Genomic DNA, 16632 nt, shown 5'->3' with positions numbered 1-16632 from the left:
ATGAGCGAAAAAAAAATAAAAAATATCTTCGTCAAGGGCCCCATAACACCCGCTTTTATAGCCGATAGCATTGCCAAACATAATAGCAAGACGGCTATTGGTGGCCATAGTATTTTTATGGGCCAGGTGAGAAAAGATGAAATTGACGGCAAATTTGTCGCCGCGATAGCCTACACGGCCTATGAGGAACTCGCCCTTGAAAAAATGCATCAGATCAGGGAAGAAATTTTCGAACAATACCCACTCAGTTGTATGCATATTTACCATAGCTTAGGCACAGTTAAAACAGGCGAAATTTGCCTTTTCGTTTTTACCTCTTCAGCGCACCGTAAACCCGCAATAGCTGCCTGCAGTGAAATCGTAGACCGATTAAAGGCAGAATTGCCAATTTGGGGCAAAGAAATATTCGAAGACGAAACCCATCAGTGGAAAGAAAATATTTAACATGGTAAACATCACAAAAAAATCCAATACCTTAAGGATCGCCATTGCAAGAGCTACTGTTAAGGTATCAAAGCAGGAAACCATTGATGCCATTGAACAACGCAAAATACCCAAAGGAGATGTATTTGAATTTGCCCGTGCAGCAGGCTTATTCGGGGTAAAAAAAACGAGTGATGTGATTCCTGATTGTCACCCGCTTCCCATTGAATATACGGCTATTACCTATGAGATTGTGGGTTTAACCATCATTATTCAGGTTGAAGTACACACCATTTACAAAACAGGCGTAGAGGTGGAAGCAATGCATGGTGCATCCGTTACCGCTTTAACCATGTACGACATGTTAAAACCCATTGACAAAGGTGTTGAGATCGAAAACATCAGGTTATTAAAAAAATCAGGGGGAAAATCAGACCTTAAACACGCCAGATTCCCTGAAATAAAAGCGGCAGTCATCGTCTGTTCAGATTCTATTTTCGAAAATAAGGCCCAGGATACGGCAGGCAAAGCCATTATCGCACGCCTGGAACAATGGGAAATTCATACGGAGAAATATGAGATCGTTCCCGATGAAATCCATATGATCAGGAACAAAGCAACTGAATTAAGTAAAGATGGTTATCACCTGATCATTTTTACGGGAGGAACCGGCCTATCCCCGCGCGATGTAACCCCGGAGGCTATTGCACCGTTAATGGACAGAAATATTGAAGGGATTATGGAAGCTGCCAGACGTTATGGACAAGAACGTATGCCCTATGCCATGCTTTCGCGTGGGATAGCTGGTTTTATCGGAGAAACACTGGTACTTACTTTCCCAGGTTCCAAAAGTGGCGCAGAAGAAAGTATGGATGCACTATTCCCACAGGTTTTGCATTTATTTAAGGTAATTAAGGGTGAGAAACATTAATTCGCCGGGCTTTATAAGCCCGTCCGGAGAGTTGTAATCTTTTTAAGCAATAACCTCAATGATATACCGGATTAAAAATCCCGGGGTCAAAGATCAGGATCGTAAATCGTAACGGCTGTCATTCTGAACACAGTGAAGAATCTTTCAAAGAAAAAGAATATTGTAGTGTCAGCTATGATTTTTAGTTCCGACGGAAGAATTAAGAAGATGAAAGGTCAAGATCACAGATCCTAGCGAACACCATCATCCACAATTAAATTTAAACCACAAAATTCTTTTTTGTGATCAAATTTAAGTTCTATTTTTGCGCCATGCTGCCTAAATATAAGATTTTATACTTTTTCCAAAATTCCGATACTACCATCATAGAAATTCAGCGTCTTGACCTGGCTGATCATGCCGATGCAGAGGCGACCTACCACTGGCTTTATTTTGATAAAATTACAGGATCATTAATCAAATTATGGTTTCGATCGATGGATTCGTCTACAGAAATAGAAGAACGTTACTTTGAACAAGGTTATCTTAAATTTAATAAAACAGAAGCTACCTACATCGAAAAGCATAATTCTTCACAACAAAAACTCAATAACATGGGCAATAGAGCTGTTGGGGAAGACCTAAATGCATTATTGGAAAATTATCTGAAATAATTTAGGCCATTTCGGGCAATTCTGACGCTAAGCCAACTTTACTTAGAGGGTAACGTGAGGCATGGAAATCCCGCAGCGACTGATAAAATCCAGAATACCACGCTTGTTTCTGCATATTTTCTAAAAGTTGTACACAAGCCAGTACGTCTGCATCAGACTGTTGGAGTTCCGCTGCAACAAAATTAACCACATCCCAGATACCATCTACCATAAAAAACCGAAAGACCGATAGGATTGCAGACCACTGGACTTTTTTGGTATGCAGCAAAAAAAATCGTGATATCGGGCTGCATAAGCGTTTAAATGACATATAATCTTCTTCTGCACCTGTTAAATTTAAAAAGCCATCATGGTAAGGCAGATTTACAATTTCTGCAGCTATTGTAGCTAAACCATGTGTATAAATACTTCCGGCACAGATAGACGATATCGATATCAGCGCCAAATGGTCATAAATTCCGGGATGCATCTTCAGTTTGCCATTACGTACAAATACCAGTCCGCCTTTTTTAGCAACACCAGATTGGATATGAATAGCCGATAAACTTAAAAGTTCAAATTCATCAGCAAAGTTCAGCGCCATTACAAATTGTGCAGCCGCCATAAAGGTACCCCGGTCGGCAGGTTTGTTAGGAGTAACAGGTTCCTGGATTGAAAAAATAGAAAGTTGCAAAAATATTTAATTTGTTTGGTTCGGGCCGACTGTGTCGACATCGGCAAAAATAAAAATCCATTCAGAAAACTACAATAAGGGTTTGGTGATAAAAATATTCAAAAAAGTAATCAGCTAGAAATGAGCAGGAAATTTTTTCAACCTTTTTGTTCATTATCGGTAACGGCTAAATTAAATCATCCCAAAAATTTTGGCCAAAAAAAAAGCAGGAATAAATCCTGCTCAAAATCTTTTGGAGAAAGAATTAAACAACTCTTACTTTCACTGCATTAAGGCCTTTTTTGCCTTCTTGAACATCATATTCAACTGTATCATTTTCTCTGATTTCGTCAATCAGGCCTGATGCATGCACAAAAATCTCAGATCCGCCTTCTTCTTTAATAAAGCCAAAGCCTTTTTCTGAGTTAAAAAATTTTACTGTTCCGTTTTTCATTATACTGGATGTTTTAAATTAAAAATCAAAAATAGGATTAAAACCCATAAACCAAAATTACTGACAGATAAAATTACGTTTTATCTGTAAAAAGATTCAAAACCCTAGAAATAAAAATAAACATTTACAGTACAAGTGGGCTCCGGAAAGATTGGTGAACATCAAGATTACCTATCTAAGCGTCGAGTACCAGTTAATGGGATGCGATCTTAAGTTCATGCCATCACTTTCAATATGATATAAGATGATAGGCTTACTGAAATCGACAAAACGCTCTACCTGTCTGGAAAGTTTACCTAAAAAATCCACGCTTGATATGCCTTCTTTTAAATGAACATATATTACACTGCCAGTTTTAAACTCAAAGCGCTCTACCACTCCTGGCCACTCCGCTTTGATCCTGGTAAGAAAAGCTTTGATTTTGGTTTCTTCTTTTAGATTTTCCATAAGCTCATCAGGTTTTTGATATAGGCTAATTTAAGAAATTATTCCAGGCAAAATTAAATGTAACAGTACCTATACAATTAATTAAATCATTAGAATATGCTGAAAAAACGAGATTCCGATTTATAGAGGGCTCTTCCATCATATCATTCCCGCGCGGTCCTACCTGGTGGACACACCTTTTTGAGAAAAGTTTAGGCATTTTGCTAAGCAACTTTAATAAAGCACGGATTTTAACCAGGCACGCTGTCAATACCAAGAGCCAGGAAAATCAAAAAAACTTTTACAGTCCAGATAAATTAGCACCAACAAACCTGAACGCAGTGGTTTTGTAAACGCAGAAAGTATCAGATCCGCTTTTTTTAGTAGCGGAGTAAAGTAAAAAAGCCCCTCAATCCTGAGCGGGCTTTTTCATAGTCGTCTATCCCTATAAGTAGGAAACTCAAAACTAACTAATGTGATTCATATTTTAGGAGGATGAATAAACTGAACAGAATAAAAATTATCTTACTATTTGCAGTTATCGTAAAGGCAGCTACATTCTGCTTTGATAAGCCTCTTTCAACAAACACTTCGCATTTATCAGGTCTTTTTCAGTTAAAATATAAAAACTGATCCAGCCAGATTCTTTAAAAATATGATGCACTTCTGCCTTTCCTGAAGCCAGTAGCTCTTGCTTAACCTGCCGGCCGACCAAAATATCTAATAACCCGTTACTGTGTAAATGACCGATCTCTTTTCGTCCGTAATTAAACTGCGTTCCGCCAAATTTGTGTAAGCTTACGTTTGTCCCGTCCCAACTCAGCACCTCATTTTCAATGTCGTCAAACCAGCCTAGTCTTTCAGGCGCAGCCAGAAACATGGCAATTTTTAAACAGCTATCATAAATCAGTGCAAACAAAGGTACGCCTTTGAGGAAATTCAGCCGATAAACAATAAAATGAAACATTATTCTTCGCTAAGGGCTTTAATGTGTTCCATTACCCTCAGATGTACATTCCTGGTAATACTTTCGGCCCATAAATCGTAATACCAGGTTGGAAAAACGTGTAGCTTATACCAGCTATTTCCAATCAATGTTGTGGTCCCATCGCCATTATCATGTAATAAAAATTGCCCGCGGTCAATATCAATATGCCCCATTATTTCGGGATCTTTTGGTTGGTTAATAATATCAAAAGTTAGATTTTTATTTTCTTCGTAGGTTATAACCTTTTCATCGAAAGTATAGCCGTTGCTAAAAATACATTTACGAGCTGCGCCGTTTTTATATCCCGAAACTGTTGTTTGCATAGGGCTTGGCATCCCTATTCTAAAAAGCCAGTAGTTGTTTGGTTTCTTTATTCTATCAAAAGCGACCACATTTTTCCAGATTTTTTCAGGTCTGGCCCTAATAATCACCTCATCCGAAACCATATTTTCATAGTGGTGATCTGATATCGAGTCTATTACAAAAACAGCAAACAACAATGAAACGAAGCTTATGTTTAATGTTTGTTTGTTCTTTTTAAACATAACCTTTCCAATAAAAGCACCCGTAGTAACAAAAGCAAAAATAAGCGGAGATACAATAATCAGGCAGATGGTTCCTTCACCAAGAAATAAAAAACTCAGTATAATAGCAAAAAAGCCGTTTAATATCGAATACCAGATCAACTTTTTACTGTTTAATTTTAAATCGCGCCAATACCAAGCAGCTAATATCCCCATCAATATCGGGAGGATTATAAATTCGGAAAAAACTAAAATACCCCCACTCTCAGCCTGGAGTACGAATCTGTTTACCCCGATGATGCCGATAATTAAAAAATTGGGGACCAGAAAACCTAAAATTTTTCTATTTACAACTGCTTTCATGATTTAATATTTGTACTGCCAAATATCGAATAAAAATATTAAACTTTCAATATTTACTGAAAATAAAAAAACTATTCAACTCCTTTCGTATTCATCGGAATGGTATAAATCGATTTTGAAGCCGTGATAAACAGCATATTTCTCTGCTTCCCACCAAAGCAAATATTACCACACCAAGCTTCCGGAACCTCAATATGCGCAATCTTTTCTCCTGTTGGTTTGTAAATAGTCACGCCTTTGCCCGTTACATAAATATTGCCTTTATGATCTAAAGTCATTCCGTCAGAATGCTGGGTAAGAATAAGCTGCCTATCGGTTAATCTGGCATCGGCACCAATACGATAACGATAAGTTTTATTTGCATCCATATCGGCTACATATAAAAATTTCCCGTCCGGAGTACCGACAATACCGTTTGGTTTAATTACATCGTTAGCAACTACCGTCGCTTCTTTCTTCCCCTTCGGTAAATAATACACTCTTTGGCCCTGAATTTCGGGCGATTTCCGTGTCCAATAATCGCGCTGATAATAAGGATCGGTAAAATATATTCCACCTTTAGCATCCAGCCAGATATCGTTCGGACCATTCACTTTTTTACCTTCATAATCACTGAAAAGTATCTTGATGTTCTTATTTTTATCGATAGACCAGATCTCGTTATTTTCATCGGCACATACAATTAAGTTTCCCTTTTTATCAAAATAAGTCCCGTTTGCCCTGCCTGATTTGTCCATGTACAAGCTCAGTTTACCATTGATATCGTATTTCCAGATTTTATCGTTTGGTTGGTCGGTAAAAAAAACATTTCCCTCTTCATCAACCGAAGCACCTTCGGTAAACTTAAACTGTGAAGAAATCAATTTCAAACTATCCTGGACAAAAAGAAGCTCTGCATTTTGTGCAAAAGAAGTAATGCTTAAAGCCGAAAAGACCAGAGAAAGAAAATATTTTTTCATTTATGTTTGTTATTAATGCGAGTCCGTATGAATCGGGATTTATAATCCCGTCCATTTAAGAATTGCTAATCCCTTACGTGGATTGCAAATTCATAATTGATCAGTTCGAAATTGCAAATTTTAAACAACCTAAAGTAAATATATCAACTTACGCGCTTACCTTTTAGTAACATATTCAATGCATCGTTAAGTGTTCCTGCCTGCTGTACCTCACCTTCGTTTACAAAATAAATTTCATCTGCATTTTCGATGGTGTTTAAACGGTGAGCAATAATCACCAATGTGGTTTCCTTAGAAAGTTTATTTAAAATACTCCCTAAAAGTTGCTCGGTTATTGTGTCAATATTCGCTGTAGCTTCATCAAGAATCAACAATTCAGGATTTCTGAGTACCGCACGCATAAAGGCAATTAGCTGTTTCTGTCCTAAACTGATACCGTCTGTTCCTGAAGTAATCTGTGTATTCAATCCTTCATCAAATATGGCTAAAAGCGCATTCAGGTTCGCTTCTTCAATTATTTTTTCTAATTCGGCATCAGTTACCGCTTCATATCGACTGTTACCATATAAAATGTTTTCCTTTACCGTTCCGGTAAATAGAAATGGCTCCTGCAATATAAAACCAATTTTTTGTGTCCTTTCTGCTGCAGAAAACGTCCTGATATCTTTACCGTTTAACAAAACCATTCCGCTGGTAGGATCGTACAAACGGGAAATAAGTGAAGCTGTTGTGGTTTTCCCACCACCAGTTGGCCCGATTAACGCATAAGTTTTGCCTTTCTCGAACCTCAAATTGATATTATGTAAGATTTCTTTACTGTTATCATAAGAATAGTGAACGTTTTTAAATTCCAGCAAGGCACTGGAAGTAATCTTTTCAGTTAATGTTGTTTGTTTTAAATTGCTTTCTAAAGATAAAATCTGCGAAATCCTGTCCCAGCTGGCCATGGCTACCTGAAAACTGGTCCAAAGTGCAGCCAACTGCCGTAGCGGATTATAAAAATTGGTGGTATAAGAAATATAACTGACCAATAAACCCAAGGTAAAATGGCCATTAGCAATTAAATAAATACCAAATAACAACGTAATTAATTGCGCAATGCCCGATAACAGCCCGTAAACAGGCACAAAAATATTGTTGGCTAACCCCGCGCTGATTGCTGTTTTATAATTTTCGGCATTAGCCTCGTCAAAACGTCTCCTGAAATAATCTCTGCGGTTAAAGGCTATGATCACCTTAAAATTATTCAGGCTTTCCTGTATTTCAGCACTCATTCCCCCAACGCTTTTTAAATTTCTGGCATTTTTTCCTTTCACCCAGGGTGATAAAGCCACAGTAAAAAGTACGATCACTACAGCAGGCGCAAGCGTAGCTGAACCTAATTCGATGTTAATGGAAAGCAGGAAAATACCGGCACCGATCATGGTTACAATACTGCCGATAAACTGCATTAAGGATTGCGAGAAAAACTGGTTCAGTTTATCGGTATCGTTATTTACCCTCGAAATCAGGTCGCCGGCCTTATTCTGGTTAAAAAAAGAAACGGGCAATTCCTGCAATTTATTAAAAATGGCATTGCGTAGGGTATACAACATCCGCTGCCCCACTCCTCCCATTAACCTGGTTTGTATATAACCTGTAACCATGGCAATCAGATACATAACCAATAGTATACTGCCGAAAGTAAGTACACCGTGAAATTGTTTGGTACGGATATAGGTATCAACCGTATGGCCTACCAGTAAAGGCCCCAGAAGCAATAAGCCTGAATTCACCAAAATAGCAGCCAACGCCAGCCAAAGTGTCTTATGCTCAGCAGAAATCAATTTTAGCAGGCTTTTCAGCGCTTTATAAGTCGACTGTTTTTCCTGCCCGGTGCCAGGCTGATTAAGATTGTAGTTCATAATTACTGGTGCTCTGTTGTGAATGGTAAATCTGAACATATTCAGGACTGCTTTTCAACAGTTCCTGGTGGTTTCCTTCTGCAATGATTTCGCCTTGCATCAGCAGGATCACTTTGTCGTAACGTTCTACAGAAGCTATTTTTTGGGTAATGGAAAGCAAAGTTAAACCCGGATAATTTTGCCGGATATTTTCCAGGATCTTTTTCTCCGTATGAGCATCAACACGGGCCGTAAAATCATCCAGTAACAAAATCCTGGGATTTAACGCCAGGGCTCTGGCCAGCATAATCCGTTGTTTTTGTCCGCCAGAAAGGCTATTTCCCCGTTCTGAAATAACCGTGTTCAGCTGATCGGGCAGAGCATTTACAAAATCTTTCAATTCAGCTGTAGCAATGGCCTTAGCCAGCGATTCATCTGTGACGGTATCACTAAAGGCAATATTCTCCCTAATGCTTATGTTAAACATAATGCTATCCTGAAATACAAAACCAACCTGTTTGTGAAAATCTTGTTGTTTATACTTTTTAATCTCTTGCCCATCGTACAATACAGTTCCAGCATCAGCATCAATCAAACCTGTTAAAACATAAAGCAGTTGCGTTTTTCCAGCAGCTGTAGGACCAATAATGGCCGTTCTGGAGCCTGCTTTTGCGGAAAATGAAATTGATTTCAAAACTGGTTTTTGACCAAAGCTTAAGCTGATGTCTTTCACTTCCACGTCTCCCTTTAAGGAGGAACTTAAGGTTCCGGGATGGTTAATTTCCATGGCGTTGAGTACGGTTTCTATCCTTTGATACGAAGCTGTAGCCTGTGCAATAACATTGCTCATAAAACCAATCACTAAAATGGGAAATATAATAAGCGTAAGATAGCTGCTAAAAGCAGTAAATTCCCCCAAAGTCATTGAATTGGTAATAACGAAATGACCACCCAGTACCAGAATGCATAAGCTAGACAAATTGGCCGTAAAAACGATAACCGGAACCAAAGCTGCAAACATCCTGAGGATGGATATGCCCAAATCTCTCGCCTTCGCATTCGCATCTAAAAACTTGTTGTATTCCAGCATCTGCGAATTGATGATGCGGATCAAAGCTGAACCCATAATACTTTCACTAATCACCTTATTCAGCCAATCGATTACTTCCCTGCTCTTTTTAAAAAGTACTCTCACCTTGCTTAACACATAGAAAAATGCACCGCCAATAATAGGTACTATAGCGATTACACAAAGGGCCAGTCTCCAATTGATCGTAAGCAACAGGATGCTTGCTCCAACAATTAAAAAAACAGACGAACAGATAGAAACGATAGCCTGCGAAACAAACATTTTGATCGAATCGGCATCAGCGGTAAGGTTGGTTAGCAGTTTTGACGGATTAGCCTGAATAATGTAGGCATGGCTTTGCCGCGAAATCTGATCAGATAACCTCGTTCGTAAATCTCTGGCCACCCGTTCAGAAGCATAGGTTTGTACAATGCTTTGTAAATAAGTGAAGATAAAAACCAGCACAATGGCCAGCGAAAACTGAAGCAGAGTGGATTGAAGATCGAAAGTTTTATTGGTGTAAGAATCGATACCGCTGGCAATAATCTTGGGCAAAAGTAAGTTGATGCCATTACTGAGCAATGCAAACAGGATCAGCATAAAAATTAAGCCCTTGTAATTTCCAAGCAAACTGAAAATACCCGGCTTTTTGGCTTCTTTGGTTTTTTTCATATCAATGAAGATACCTTAGTTGTAGTTTCCAAATTTAGCCGAATTAATTGATATCATTTGTAAGAAAGATACTAAAGAAGAAAGATATTCATAAACGAGCACATCAGGTTGTTTGCTTATGATTTAAAACCAATTTGCCATTAAACATTACTACCTTTGTAATAAAAGCCATTGGAGAGAATGGTTAAACCCAAAATTAATGATTGAAATAGGAAAATACAACGAATTAAGGATTCAAAGTAAAACAGAAGCCGGATTAAACTTAACTGACGGCGATAAACTGGTGGTGCTACCCTACCAATACGTTCCGAATGGTATAGAAATTGGAGATAACATTAACGTTTTTGTATTTATACAAAAAGATGGCCGTTTGACTGCAACTACTCAAAAAGCATATGCCGAAGTGGGCGATTTTGCTTTCTTAAAAGTGGTTTCTGACGGCGATGAGGGCGTTTTTATGGATCTGGGAATTGATAAAGACGTTTATGTGCCTAAACGCGAACAAAAAAGGCCCATGCAAAAAGGCTACAAGTATGTGGTTTACCTGTACCTGGATGAAAATAACGACCGACTTTTGGCTTCATCGAAATTGTACGATTTTGTGGAAGAAGATGGTTTCGATTTTGAGGAGGGTGACGAAGTGAGTTTATTGATTACCGAGGAGACTGACCTTGGCTATAATGCCATCATCAACAATACCTACATCGGTTTACTTTACAATAATGAGGTTTTCGATGATATCCAGCCTGGCGACAGGCGTAAAGGTTGGATCAAGAAAATCCGCGTGGAGGGAAAGATTGATCTGACACTCCAACCCAGCGGTTATGGGCATATCCTCGATTCGAAAGAGATGATATTAAAAGAACTTAGAAAAAGCGGCGGTGTGATTGAACTGGGCGACAAAAGCTCTCCTGAAGATATTTATCACCGCTTTCAGATCAGTAAAAGTGCATTCAAAAAAACGATCGGCTCCTTGTACAAGGAACGCCTGATTATGCTTTCTGACGATTCGATTAGATTGCTAACCGACGAAGACGCTGACTAACCTTATTTTCTGCTGGTTGGTGCGACACCAACCAGTAGCAATTTTTTTTGCTTGGTGTCGCACCGGCCGACAGGAGAATCTAATTCAGATTAAATTTATCGTTTGTAATCTTAACCATATTCGAAGCCGAAATGATGTTCACAATCATAATTCCGATCACAATAGCCAGAATTACCTGCAATGTAGAGTAAACTTTCGTTCCCGAAACAAAAATCCTTGAATCTTTAATCAAATCATTACCCACCTTAGATTGTATTTTAATCAGTGCAGAAAGCCTAGCCAGGGTTTGATTAACTGCGTGTTTTCCTGTCGATTCGTAAATTGTTCTTCCCTCATCTTCACTGCTAATACTCAGCATTTTGGCTTCTACACGTTGCTGAACAAACAAGGCTTTTTTAAACTCATTTAAATAATTTTTCTCCTGTTTTACCAAAAAAGTAAGTTCATATTTATTAATTACTGAATCTATTTTCCGGTCAAAAGCGTTCATATTTATAAGTACAGTTGAACCTTTTGCAGTATCGTTTCCGAGCAAGACTTCCTGAAGGATTGCGTTTTTATGGTATAGATTTTCAGCAATTAAATATAAATCTGTAGCCGGAACAAGCCTGTCGTTATACATCGAGATAAATGAATTATTGATTTTCTCTACACTTTTGTCCTCTAAAAAACGGATCATCAGCGTGCAACACATGATACAGAACAGCAAAAAAGCAGTTTTCAATTTATTTTTCAGGCTAAAAGCAAATTTCATAATATAACAACCGGTTAGTTTCTAAATTCTTTTGGCTTCATTTTGTTTAATCGTCGTCTGACTCAGCAGCTATAGGATTCATTTTAGGATTTATGATGGAAAGATGCTTAAATAAATTCAGCATGACGAGAAACGCTAAAAATAATCCTCCTGTGCTGTTTTTGCGAAAAGCTGTGGCGCAAAATTAACTAAATATAACTCTTTTTTTGCCCGGGTTACAGCAGTATATAACCAGCGCAGAAAATCAAGATCGATCATTTCTTCCGTAAGATAACCCTGGTCAGCAAAAACAGCATCCCATTGTCCACCCTGTGCTTTATGGCAGGTTACCGCATAAGCAAATTTAATCTGCAGGGCATTGTAAAACGGATCGGCCTTTATGGCCAACATCCGTTGCCTTTTATTGGCAATATGTTCATAATCTTCATTAAGGCCATCAAAAAGCTTTTTATTTTGTTCGTAAGGCAGGTTTGCACTTTCTAAGTTCAAAGTATCCAGCATTACCTTGCAGCTAATCTGCCCGGCCGCCGGAAAGTCCATAAACTCCAGGGTAGCATCCGCAAAACGGAAACCATAACGTTCTTCTTCTCCCCTCACGCGGATCACTTTCGCCATATCGCCATTGGCTATAAAGGCGGTATCCTCGTTCTCAGGCAGCCAGAAATAATTGTTCCGCACCACCATAATCTGATCGCCACCCGTTAATTCCTCCTCACGGTAAAGCAACCTTGCCCTGATCTGCTGGTTATATACGTTGGCCGATTTATTGGAACGGCAAACGACCAAAGTATTTTCCATACCAAACTTCCGGTAAGCATACTCCAGGCCCTCTACTAAACGTGCACCGGCCATGTTGTAAATGTCGGTGTAGTTTTTAGTCAGAAATTTAGGGAAAGGATGTTCAGGATTTTTGGCAATCTGGTTCCGCAACATGGTGGCATTGGCCAGAATTCCGGATTTTTTTCCCTGACGCACCACTTCCTTTAACTCAACAGACGAAACCGTTAAGGCGAATGTATCTGTTAAGTACTGTTCATTTAGTGCCGGGCTATCCAAACTTCCAACCGGAGGTAATTGAGCCGTATCCCCCACGAAAAGCAGTAAACAGTTTTTGGTATTATACACAAACTCCAGCAGATCACGTAAAATCGAAGAGCCTGTTTCATTAAATTCATCAGCGATCATCGAAGCCTCATCAATGATAAAAAGCGTATTTTCAGAAAGATTTGGTGCAAGCTGAAACTGCATTTCGGGCGATGCGGCCGAACGTTTCCGGTAAATGCGTTTATGTATGGTTAAAGCTTTACGAAAGGAATATTGGCTCATCACTTTTGCCGCCCTTCCCGTTGGCGCAAGCAGTTCGCTGCGCAGGTTAAACTGCCTTAACACCTTTACCAGCGCTGCTACGGAAGTAGTTTTACCAGTACCTGCATAACCTTTCAATACAAAACAACGATACTCATCTTCCTGTTGCAAAAATGCCGACATCCTTTCGCAAAACAGCATTTGCTCTTTGGTAGGTTGATGTTCGTATGCTGCAGCGATAAGCTGGCTTTTGTCGTAGATCATCTCTAATGGTTAATTGTTTAAACGGTTAATCGGTTAACTGCTTAGTATACATGAAACAGTAATGGGGGTTTCCAGCACAGCCCTATTTAACTAAACCGTATTGAAGTGATATCTCCCGATCTCAATAGTCATTTTTTTTTTTAGCAAAAGTGTGATCGGGAATTTAGCGGAAAGGCGGAATACAGTATCCGATTAGCAGTAAGGTACCTTTCCAAATAATTGCAATCGCGCTATGCCCTATGCTTCCTGCTTTTACAAAAGCAGCGTTTCAATACGATGTGCCATAACCATATTTTGTTTTTTACTATAGCTGAAAATCGTAAAGTGGCCGTCCTGGGAGGCTACCAAGCCGATAGCCTGAGGTTGATCGTTCACAAACTGGGCAACAGAAAAATGGCGTGTCCCACCAAGCTGTCCGGGATAAAGGATTTTATCTTCTCCACCAACAATCGGCTCAGAAAATGCAATCTGCTCTACGGTAGGCTTCCCTTTTGCACGTCCTATTTTGGCACCAAATGCAATCAGATCAAATTCTTCGTTGATGATCGTTGCACCATCAACCGCAGTTAAACCTGCCAAATGCTCTACCTCACGGCGTACAGCTCCCTGCGAGAAAATTTCGCTCTGGTTGCCGTTCTGTTTCGCCAGGTTCGATAATCCACAGAAAGGAGGCTCAATCAAATACTGTATAGGATGAATAATGGATTCTTCCCATTTCGTATCATCTTTCGGCACAATTAATAAGGCCCCGCCCCTGCCATGCGCACGCATCGAAACCGAAAACTGGATCAAAATATTGATCGGATCGTTCCAGCTGGCCAAAACGGTTAAATCTAATAAGGCCTGCAAAATTGGAGGGCAATCTCTGTTGTTACAGCTCCGATCATCTACTATTCGGATCTGCTCACCTTTTAGCACCGCTACGTTGGTAAACTTGCCAATGCCATAAATCCTGCGGTGTTTAATCACAATTAATCCCGGTTCAGAAACATCAACCACAAAACAAAAATTCGGAATGTTAAGGGTTGTACCCCAGATGTAAAGTTCACCATCTTCTTCCCACACGCCTAAATGAATTCCGGAACGTTCAATCCCGGGAGCTATTTTGGTTAAAGTATTGGCGTTCAATGCCAGTTTTTTGGCAAAACGCAATGGTTTAGAGGTTTGCTCTGGAGGTAAAAAAGCAATCGAAATCCGTGGCGAATGCCCTTCCTCCTTACGTAAACTGCTCCAAAAGGCTACGTCAATAATGGCTTCAATTATTTTTTGATCTGGTTGAGTAGCCAGATCTACCTCACCCTTGGCAATGGCATTTTGATGAAGTTTAATAAAATGTTGCTCAATAGTTGCTGCAATGGTGTTTGCCGCTCTATAGGTAGGCTTATAACTCATGTTCCGAATTTAAGCTGAATATTTCGTTTTTTGGATAGATGAAAGGTTTGATTTTGGTAAAAAAATGTGGTTCATGAGTTAACTTGTTCATCGAAAACCTGGTTAAAATAAGTTAAAATAACTATTCCATGTTCTTCCGTGTTTCCGTGGCGAAAGACTAAATCAATTGTGGCAAAACCAAAAAATTCAATACATCTTAGCGTTAATCCTCAAAAAAGTCTATTTTTGTTTCAATGCGTAACAATAGTCTCTTATTGGTCGACCCAGGTTTTAATTCCACAGCCGCTCAATGCCATTTATTATTAAAAATAACAAATGATAGCTTTTCTTATGCTGTGGTAAATCAGGATACAGCAGAAATTTATGTCATTTTTGATCAGCAAGGTTGCGAGGATGTACAGAAAGAACTAAAAGCTGCGTTTGAAACGGATAGTCATTTATCATTAAACTATGCCAAAATAAAGGCAGCCGTCCATACGTCCAATTTCATTTTTATCCCTAACGAATGGTTTGATGAAGACAGTCTTGCTGTTTACAGCCAATATCTAGGGTCTGATGCAAAGGTCTATACCAAACACAATGAGCAGCTTGGTTTTAACACTGTGTTTTGTGTAAATGACAATTTAAAAGCAAACCTGCCTGAAAAAACAGATTTATTTCCACAATCTGAACCATTAATAGTTTTATTTAACCATTTGGCAGACGAATCTTTATTAATCGATTTTACTGCAGTATCTTTTAATGTACTTTATGTAAAAGATAAAAAGGTTATTTTCCAAAACCACTACGAATCAGAAAATGCAGAAGAATTCAACTATTTTCTGTTGCTGATGATTGAACAATTGGGACTAAATGATGGTATCCCTGTTTATTTACAAGGCATTATCAATGAAGATGATGAGCACTATAACTGCTTATTAAAATATTTTAACCAACTCTATTTCTTCCTTCCGGCCGGAAAACAGAATAGTGAATTACTGGCGGATATGCCTAAACACTATTTTAGCGGTCTCCTTGCTCTAGATTTATGCGGATAATTGGTGGTAAATTAAAAGGCATCCGTTTGCAACCTCCCGCAAATTTACCGGTACGCCCAACTACGGATATGGCTAAAGAAGCACTCTTCAATATCCTAAACCATAAATACGATTTCGAAACCTGTGCGGTATTGGATTTATTTTGCGGAACCGGAAATTTAACCTTTGAATTTGCTTCACGTGGGGCTGAAAGTATCTTAGCGGTTGATATGGATTATGGCTGCATTAACTGGGTAAAAAATACAGCTAAACAGCATCAATTTGATCAGATCGATGTACGTAGAGGAGATGTTTTTAAACTGTTAAAACAAATGACCGGAACTTACGACCTGATCTTTGCCGACCCTCCCTACCATATGCCTAATATTCCGCAGATTCCGGTAATGGTTGCAGCGCAACATTTGCTTAAACCCGATGGCTTGCTTATTGTAGAACACCAGAGCAATATGAAACTGAACACCCAGCCAGGATATATTGAAACCAGAAAATACGGAAACTCTTCCTTTAGCTTTTTCGAGTTTAGTGAAATTGTTCATTAGTCATTGGTCATTCGTTTGTTGGTCATTGGTTTGTTGGTCATTGGTAATTGATAACTGATAACTGACTTATTCAAATGATCCATGCTCCCGAAGGAATCCGGATCTAAACAATGTATCCTCAAAGGAACTTACCTTTGTTTATAAACCCGATCTTCAGCGGTACGAAGTTTTTTTCAGCCGGGTTTAGCAGAGAGCGGGACTGAACCTCCCCAACGATCTTCCCCCTTTCATTGTCAAACCTCTTTTAGTTCCCTAACCCTTTTGCTCCGATTTTCCTTAGTCTCCTATAGTTTCTTCTG

17 protein-coding genes are annotated in these 16632 nt (G+C 39.0%); 6 read left to right on the top strand and 11 right to left on the bottom strand.

Translation table 11 applies throughout. From position 1 onward, the window contains the following. The 3 genes from QZ738_RS18135 to QZ738_RS18125 all read left to right on the top strand — a co-directional run bounded on the left by QZ738_RS18135 (position 1) and on the right by QZ738_RS18125 (position 2007). Positions 1–444 carry a molybdenum cofactor biosynthesis protein MoaE gene (locus tag QZ738_RS18135; protein ID WP_293789208.1) on the top strand — a complete coding sequence of 148 codons (444 nt, stop codon included), beginning with the start codon at positions 1–3 and terminating at the stop codon, positions 442–444. A 1-nt stretch (position 445) separates the two neighbouring features. Continuing rightward, positions 446–1354, top strand: coding sequence for a bifunctional molybdenum cofactor biosynthesis protein MoaC/MoaB (gene moaCB / locus QZ738_RS18130; RefSeq protein ID WP_293789207.1), 909 nt, complete (start codon positions 446–448; stop codon positions 1352–1354). A gap of 281 nt (positions 1355–1635) precedes the next feature. Further along, entirely contained in the window at positions 1636–2007 is a 372-nt protein-coding gene (locus QZ738_RS18125) for a hypothetical protein (protein ID WP_293789206.1), read from the top strand. 1 nt (position 2008) lies between these two features. Here QZ738_RS18125 and QZ738_RS18120 read toward each other — a convergent pair whose 3' ends face one another. The 8 genes from QZ738_RS18120 to QZ738_RS18085 all read right to left on the bottom strand — a co-directional run bounded on the left by QZ738_RS18120 (position 2009) and on the right by QZ738_RS18085 (position 9997). Beyond that, positions 2009–2680 carry a hypothetical protein gene (locus QZ738_RS18120; RefSeq protein WP_293789205.1) on the bottom strand — a complete coding sequence of 224 codons (672 nt, stop codon included), beginning with the start codon at positions 2678–2680 and terminating at the stop codon, positions 2009–2011. Positions 2681–2924: 244 nt separating this feature from the next. Further along, positions 2925–3113 (bottom strand): cold-shock protein, encoded by a 189-nt coding sequence (locus QZ738_RS18115; protein ID WP_090982267.1) that lies wholly within the window; start codon positions 3111–3113, stop codon positions 2925–2927. 171 nt (positions 3114–3284) lie between these two features. Further along, complete coding sequence (locus tag QZ738_RS18110) at positions 3285–3560, bottom strand: hypothetical protein (RefSeq protein WP_293789203.1); 276 nt, start codon at positions 3558–3560, stop codon at positions 3285–3287. A gap of 532 nt (positions 3561–4092) precedes the next feature. Further along, positions 4093–4506, bottom strand: a complete 414-nt coding sequence (locus tag QZ738_RS18105; protein ID WP_293789201.1) for a luciferase family protein — start codon at positions 4504–4506, stop codon at positions 4093–4095. After that, entirely contained in the window at positions 4506–5414 is a 909-nt protein-coding gene (locus tag QZ738_RS18100; RefSeq protein ID WP_293789199.1) for a hypothetical protein, read from the bottom strand. Before QZ738_RS18100 ends, QZ738_RS18105 begins: the two co-directional genes overlap by 1 nt. 71 nt (positions 5415–5485) lie before the next feature. Continuing rightward, positions 5486–6373, bottom strand: coding sequence for an SMP-30/gluconolactonase/LRE family protein (locus QZ738_RS18095; protein WP_293789197.1), 888 nt, complete (start codon positions 6371–6373; stop codon positions 5486–5488). A 143-nt stretch (positions 6374–6516) separates the two neighbouring features. After that, complete coding sequence (locus QZ738_RS18090; RefSeq protein WP_293789195.1) at positions 6517–8277, bottom strand: ABC transporter ATP-binding protein; 1761 nt, start codon at positions 8275–8277, stop codon at positions 6517–6519. Next, positions 8261–9997, bottom strand: a complete 1737-nt coding sequence (locus tag QZ738_RS18085) for an ABC transporter ATP-binding protein (protein WP_293789194.1) — start codon at positions 9995–9997, stop codon at positions 8261–8263. Before QZ738_RS18085 ends, QZ738_RS18090 begins: the two co-directional genes overlap by 17 nt. A gap of 199 nt (positions 9998–10196) precedes the next feature. Here QZ738_RS18085 and QZ738_RS18080 point away from each other — a divergent pair, with 199 nt between their 5' ends. Continuing rightward, entirely contained in the window at positions 10197–11042 is an 846-nt protein-coding gene (locus QZ738_RS18080; protein ID WP_293789192.1) for a S1-like domain-containing RNA-binding protein, read from the top strand. A 79-nt stretch (positions 11043–11121) separates the two neighbouring features. Here the strand turns inward: QZ738_RS18080 and QZ738_RS18075 are convergent, their stop codons facing one another. The 3 genes from QZ738_RS18075 to QZ738_RS18065 all read right to left on the bottom strand — a co-directional run bounded on the left by QZ738_RS18075 (position 11122) and on the right by QZ738_RS18065 (position 14757). Further along, positions 11122–11796, bottom strand: coding sequence for an MCP four helix bundle domain-containing protein (locus QZ738_RS18075; protein ID WP_293789191.1), 675 nt, complete (start codon positions 11794–11796; stop codon positions 11122–11124). A 135-nt stretch (positions 11797–11931) separates the two neighbouring features. Next, entirely contained in the window at positions 11932–13365 is a 1434-nt protein-coding gene (locus QZ738_RS18070; RefSeq protein ID WP_293789190.1) for an ATP-dependent RecD-like DNA helicase, read from the bottom strand. A 252-nt stretch (positions 13366–13617) separates the two neighbouring features. Then, positions 13618–14757, bottom strand: coding sequence for a putative sensor domain DACNV-containing protein (locus QZ738_RS18065; RefSeq protein ID WP_293789189.1), 1140 nt, complete (start codon positions 14755–14757; stop codon positions 13618–13620). 233 nt (positions 14758–14990) lie between these two features. Between QZ738_RS18065 and QZ738_RS18060 the strand changes: the two genes are divergently transcribed. Both QZ738_RS18060 and rsmD read left to right on the top strand, forming a co-directional pair. After that, positions 14991–15794 (top strand): DUF3822 family protein, encoded by an 804-nt coding sequence (locus QZ738_RS18060; protein WP_293789188.1) that lies wholly within the window; start codon positions 14991–14993, stop codon positions 15792–15794. Then, the gene (gene rsmD / locus QZ738_RS18055) at positions 15785–16333 is read left to right on the top strand and encodes a 16S rRNA (guanine(966)-N(2))-methyltransferase RsmD (protein WP_293789186.1); all 549 of its coding nucleotides are present in this window, start codon (positions 15785–15787) and stop codon (positions 16331–16333) included. The genes QZ738_RS18060 and rsmD overlap by 10 nt, the downstream gene beginning before the upstream one ends. Positions 16334–16632 lie beyond the last annotated feature (299 nt).

It is taken from the genome of uncultured Pedobacter sp. (assembly GCF_913776295.1).
Taxonomy (GTDB): domain Bacteria; phylum Bacteroidota; class Bacteroidia; order Sphingobacteriales; family Sphingobacteriaceae; genus Pedobacter.
Note: the sequence above shows the minus strand (reverse complement) of the source record. Positions and strands in the feature narration are given on the sequence as shown.

What these genes read in the sequence shown, in the direction of transcription:
- QZ738_RS18135 (WP_293789208.1), top strand. Translation starts at nt 1, where the DNA reads ATGAGCGAAAAAAAAATAAAAAATATCTTCGTCAAGGGCCCCATAACA.
- QZ738_RS18115 (WP_090982267.1), bottom strand. Translation starts at nt 3,113, where the DNA reads ATGAAAAACGGAACAGTAAAATTTTTTAACTCAGAAAAAGGCTTTGGC.
- QZ738_RS18070 (WP_293789190.1), bottom strand. Translation starts at nt 13,365, where the DNA reads ATGATCTACGACAAAAGCCAGCTTATCGCTGCAGCATACGAACATCAA.
- moaCB (WP_293789207.1), top strand. Translation starts at nt 446, where the DNA reads ATGGTAAACATCACAAAAAAATCCAATACCTTAAGGATCGCCATTGCA.
- QZ738_RS18105 (WP_293789201.1), bottom strand. Translation starts at nt 4,506, where the DNA reads ATGTTTCATTTTATTGTTTATCGGCTGAATTTCCTCAAAGGCGTACCT.
- QZ738_RS18110 (WP_293789203.1), bottom strand. Translation starts at nt 3,560, where the DNA reads ATGGAAAATCTAAAAGAAGAAACCAAAATCAAAGCTTTTCTTACCAGG.
- QZ738_RS18095 (WP_293789197.1), bottom strand. Translation starts at nt 6,373, where the DNA reads ATGAAAAAATATTTTCTTTCTCTGGTCTTTTCGGCTTTAAGCATTACT.
- QZ738_RS18060 (WP_293789188.1), top strand. Translation starts at nt 14,991, where the DNA reads ATGCGTAACAATAGTCTCTTATTGGTCGACCCAGGTTTTAATTCCACA.
- QZ738_RS18090 (WP_293789195.1), bottom strand. Translation starts at nt 8,277, where the DNA reads ATGAACTACAATCTTAATCAGCCTGGCACCGGGCAGGAAAAACAGTCG.
- rsmD (WP_293789186.1), top strand. Translation starts at nt 15,785, where the DNA reads ATGCGGATAATTGGTGGTAAATTAAAAGGCATCCGTTTGCAACCTCCC.
- QZ738_RS18075 (WP_293789191.1), bottom strand. Translation starts at nt 11,796, where the DNA reads ATGAAATTTGCTTTTAGCCTGAAAAATAAATTGAAAACTGCTTTTTTG.
- QZ738_RS18080 (WP_293789192.1), top strand. Translation starts at nt 10,197, where the DNA reads ATGATTGAAATAGGAAAATACAACGAATTAAGGATTCAAAGTAAAACA.
- QZ738_RS18085 (WP_293789194.1), bottom strand. Translation starts at nt 9,997, where the DNA reads ATGAAAAAAACCAAAGAAGCCAAAAAGCCGGGTATTTTCAGTTTGCTT.
- QZ738_RS18100 (WP_293789199.1), bottom strand. Translation starts at nt 5,414, where the DNA reads ATGAAAGCAGTTGTAAATAGAAAAATTTTAGGTTTTCTGGTCCCCAAT.
- QZ738_RS18065 (WP_293789189.1), bottom strand. Translation starts at nt 14,757, where the DNA reads ATGAGTTATAAGCCTACCTATAGAGCGGCAAACACCATTGCAGCAACT.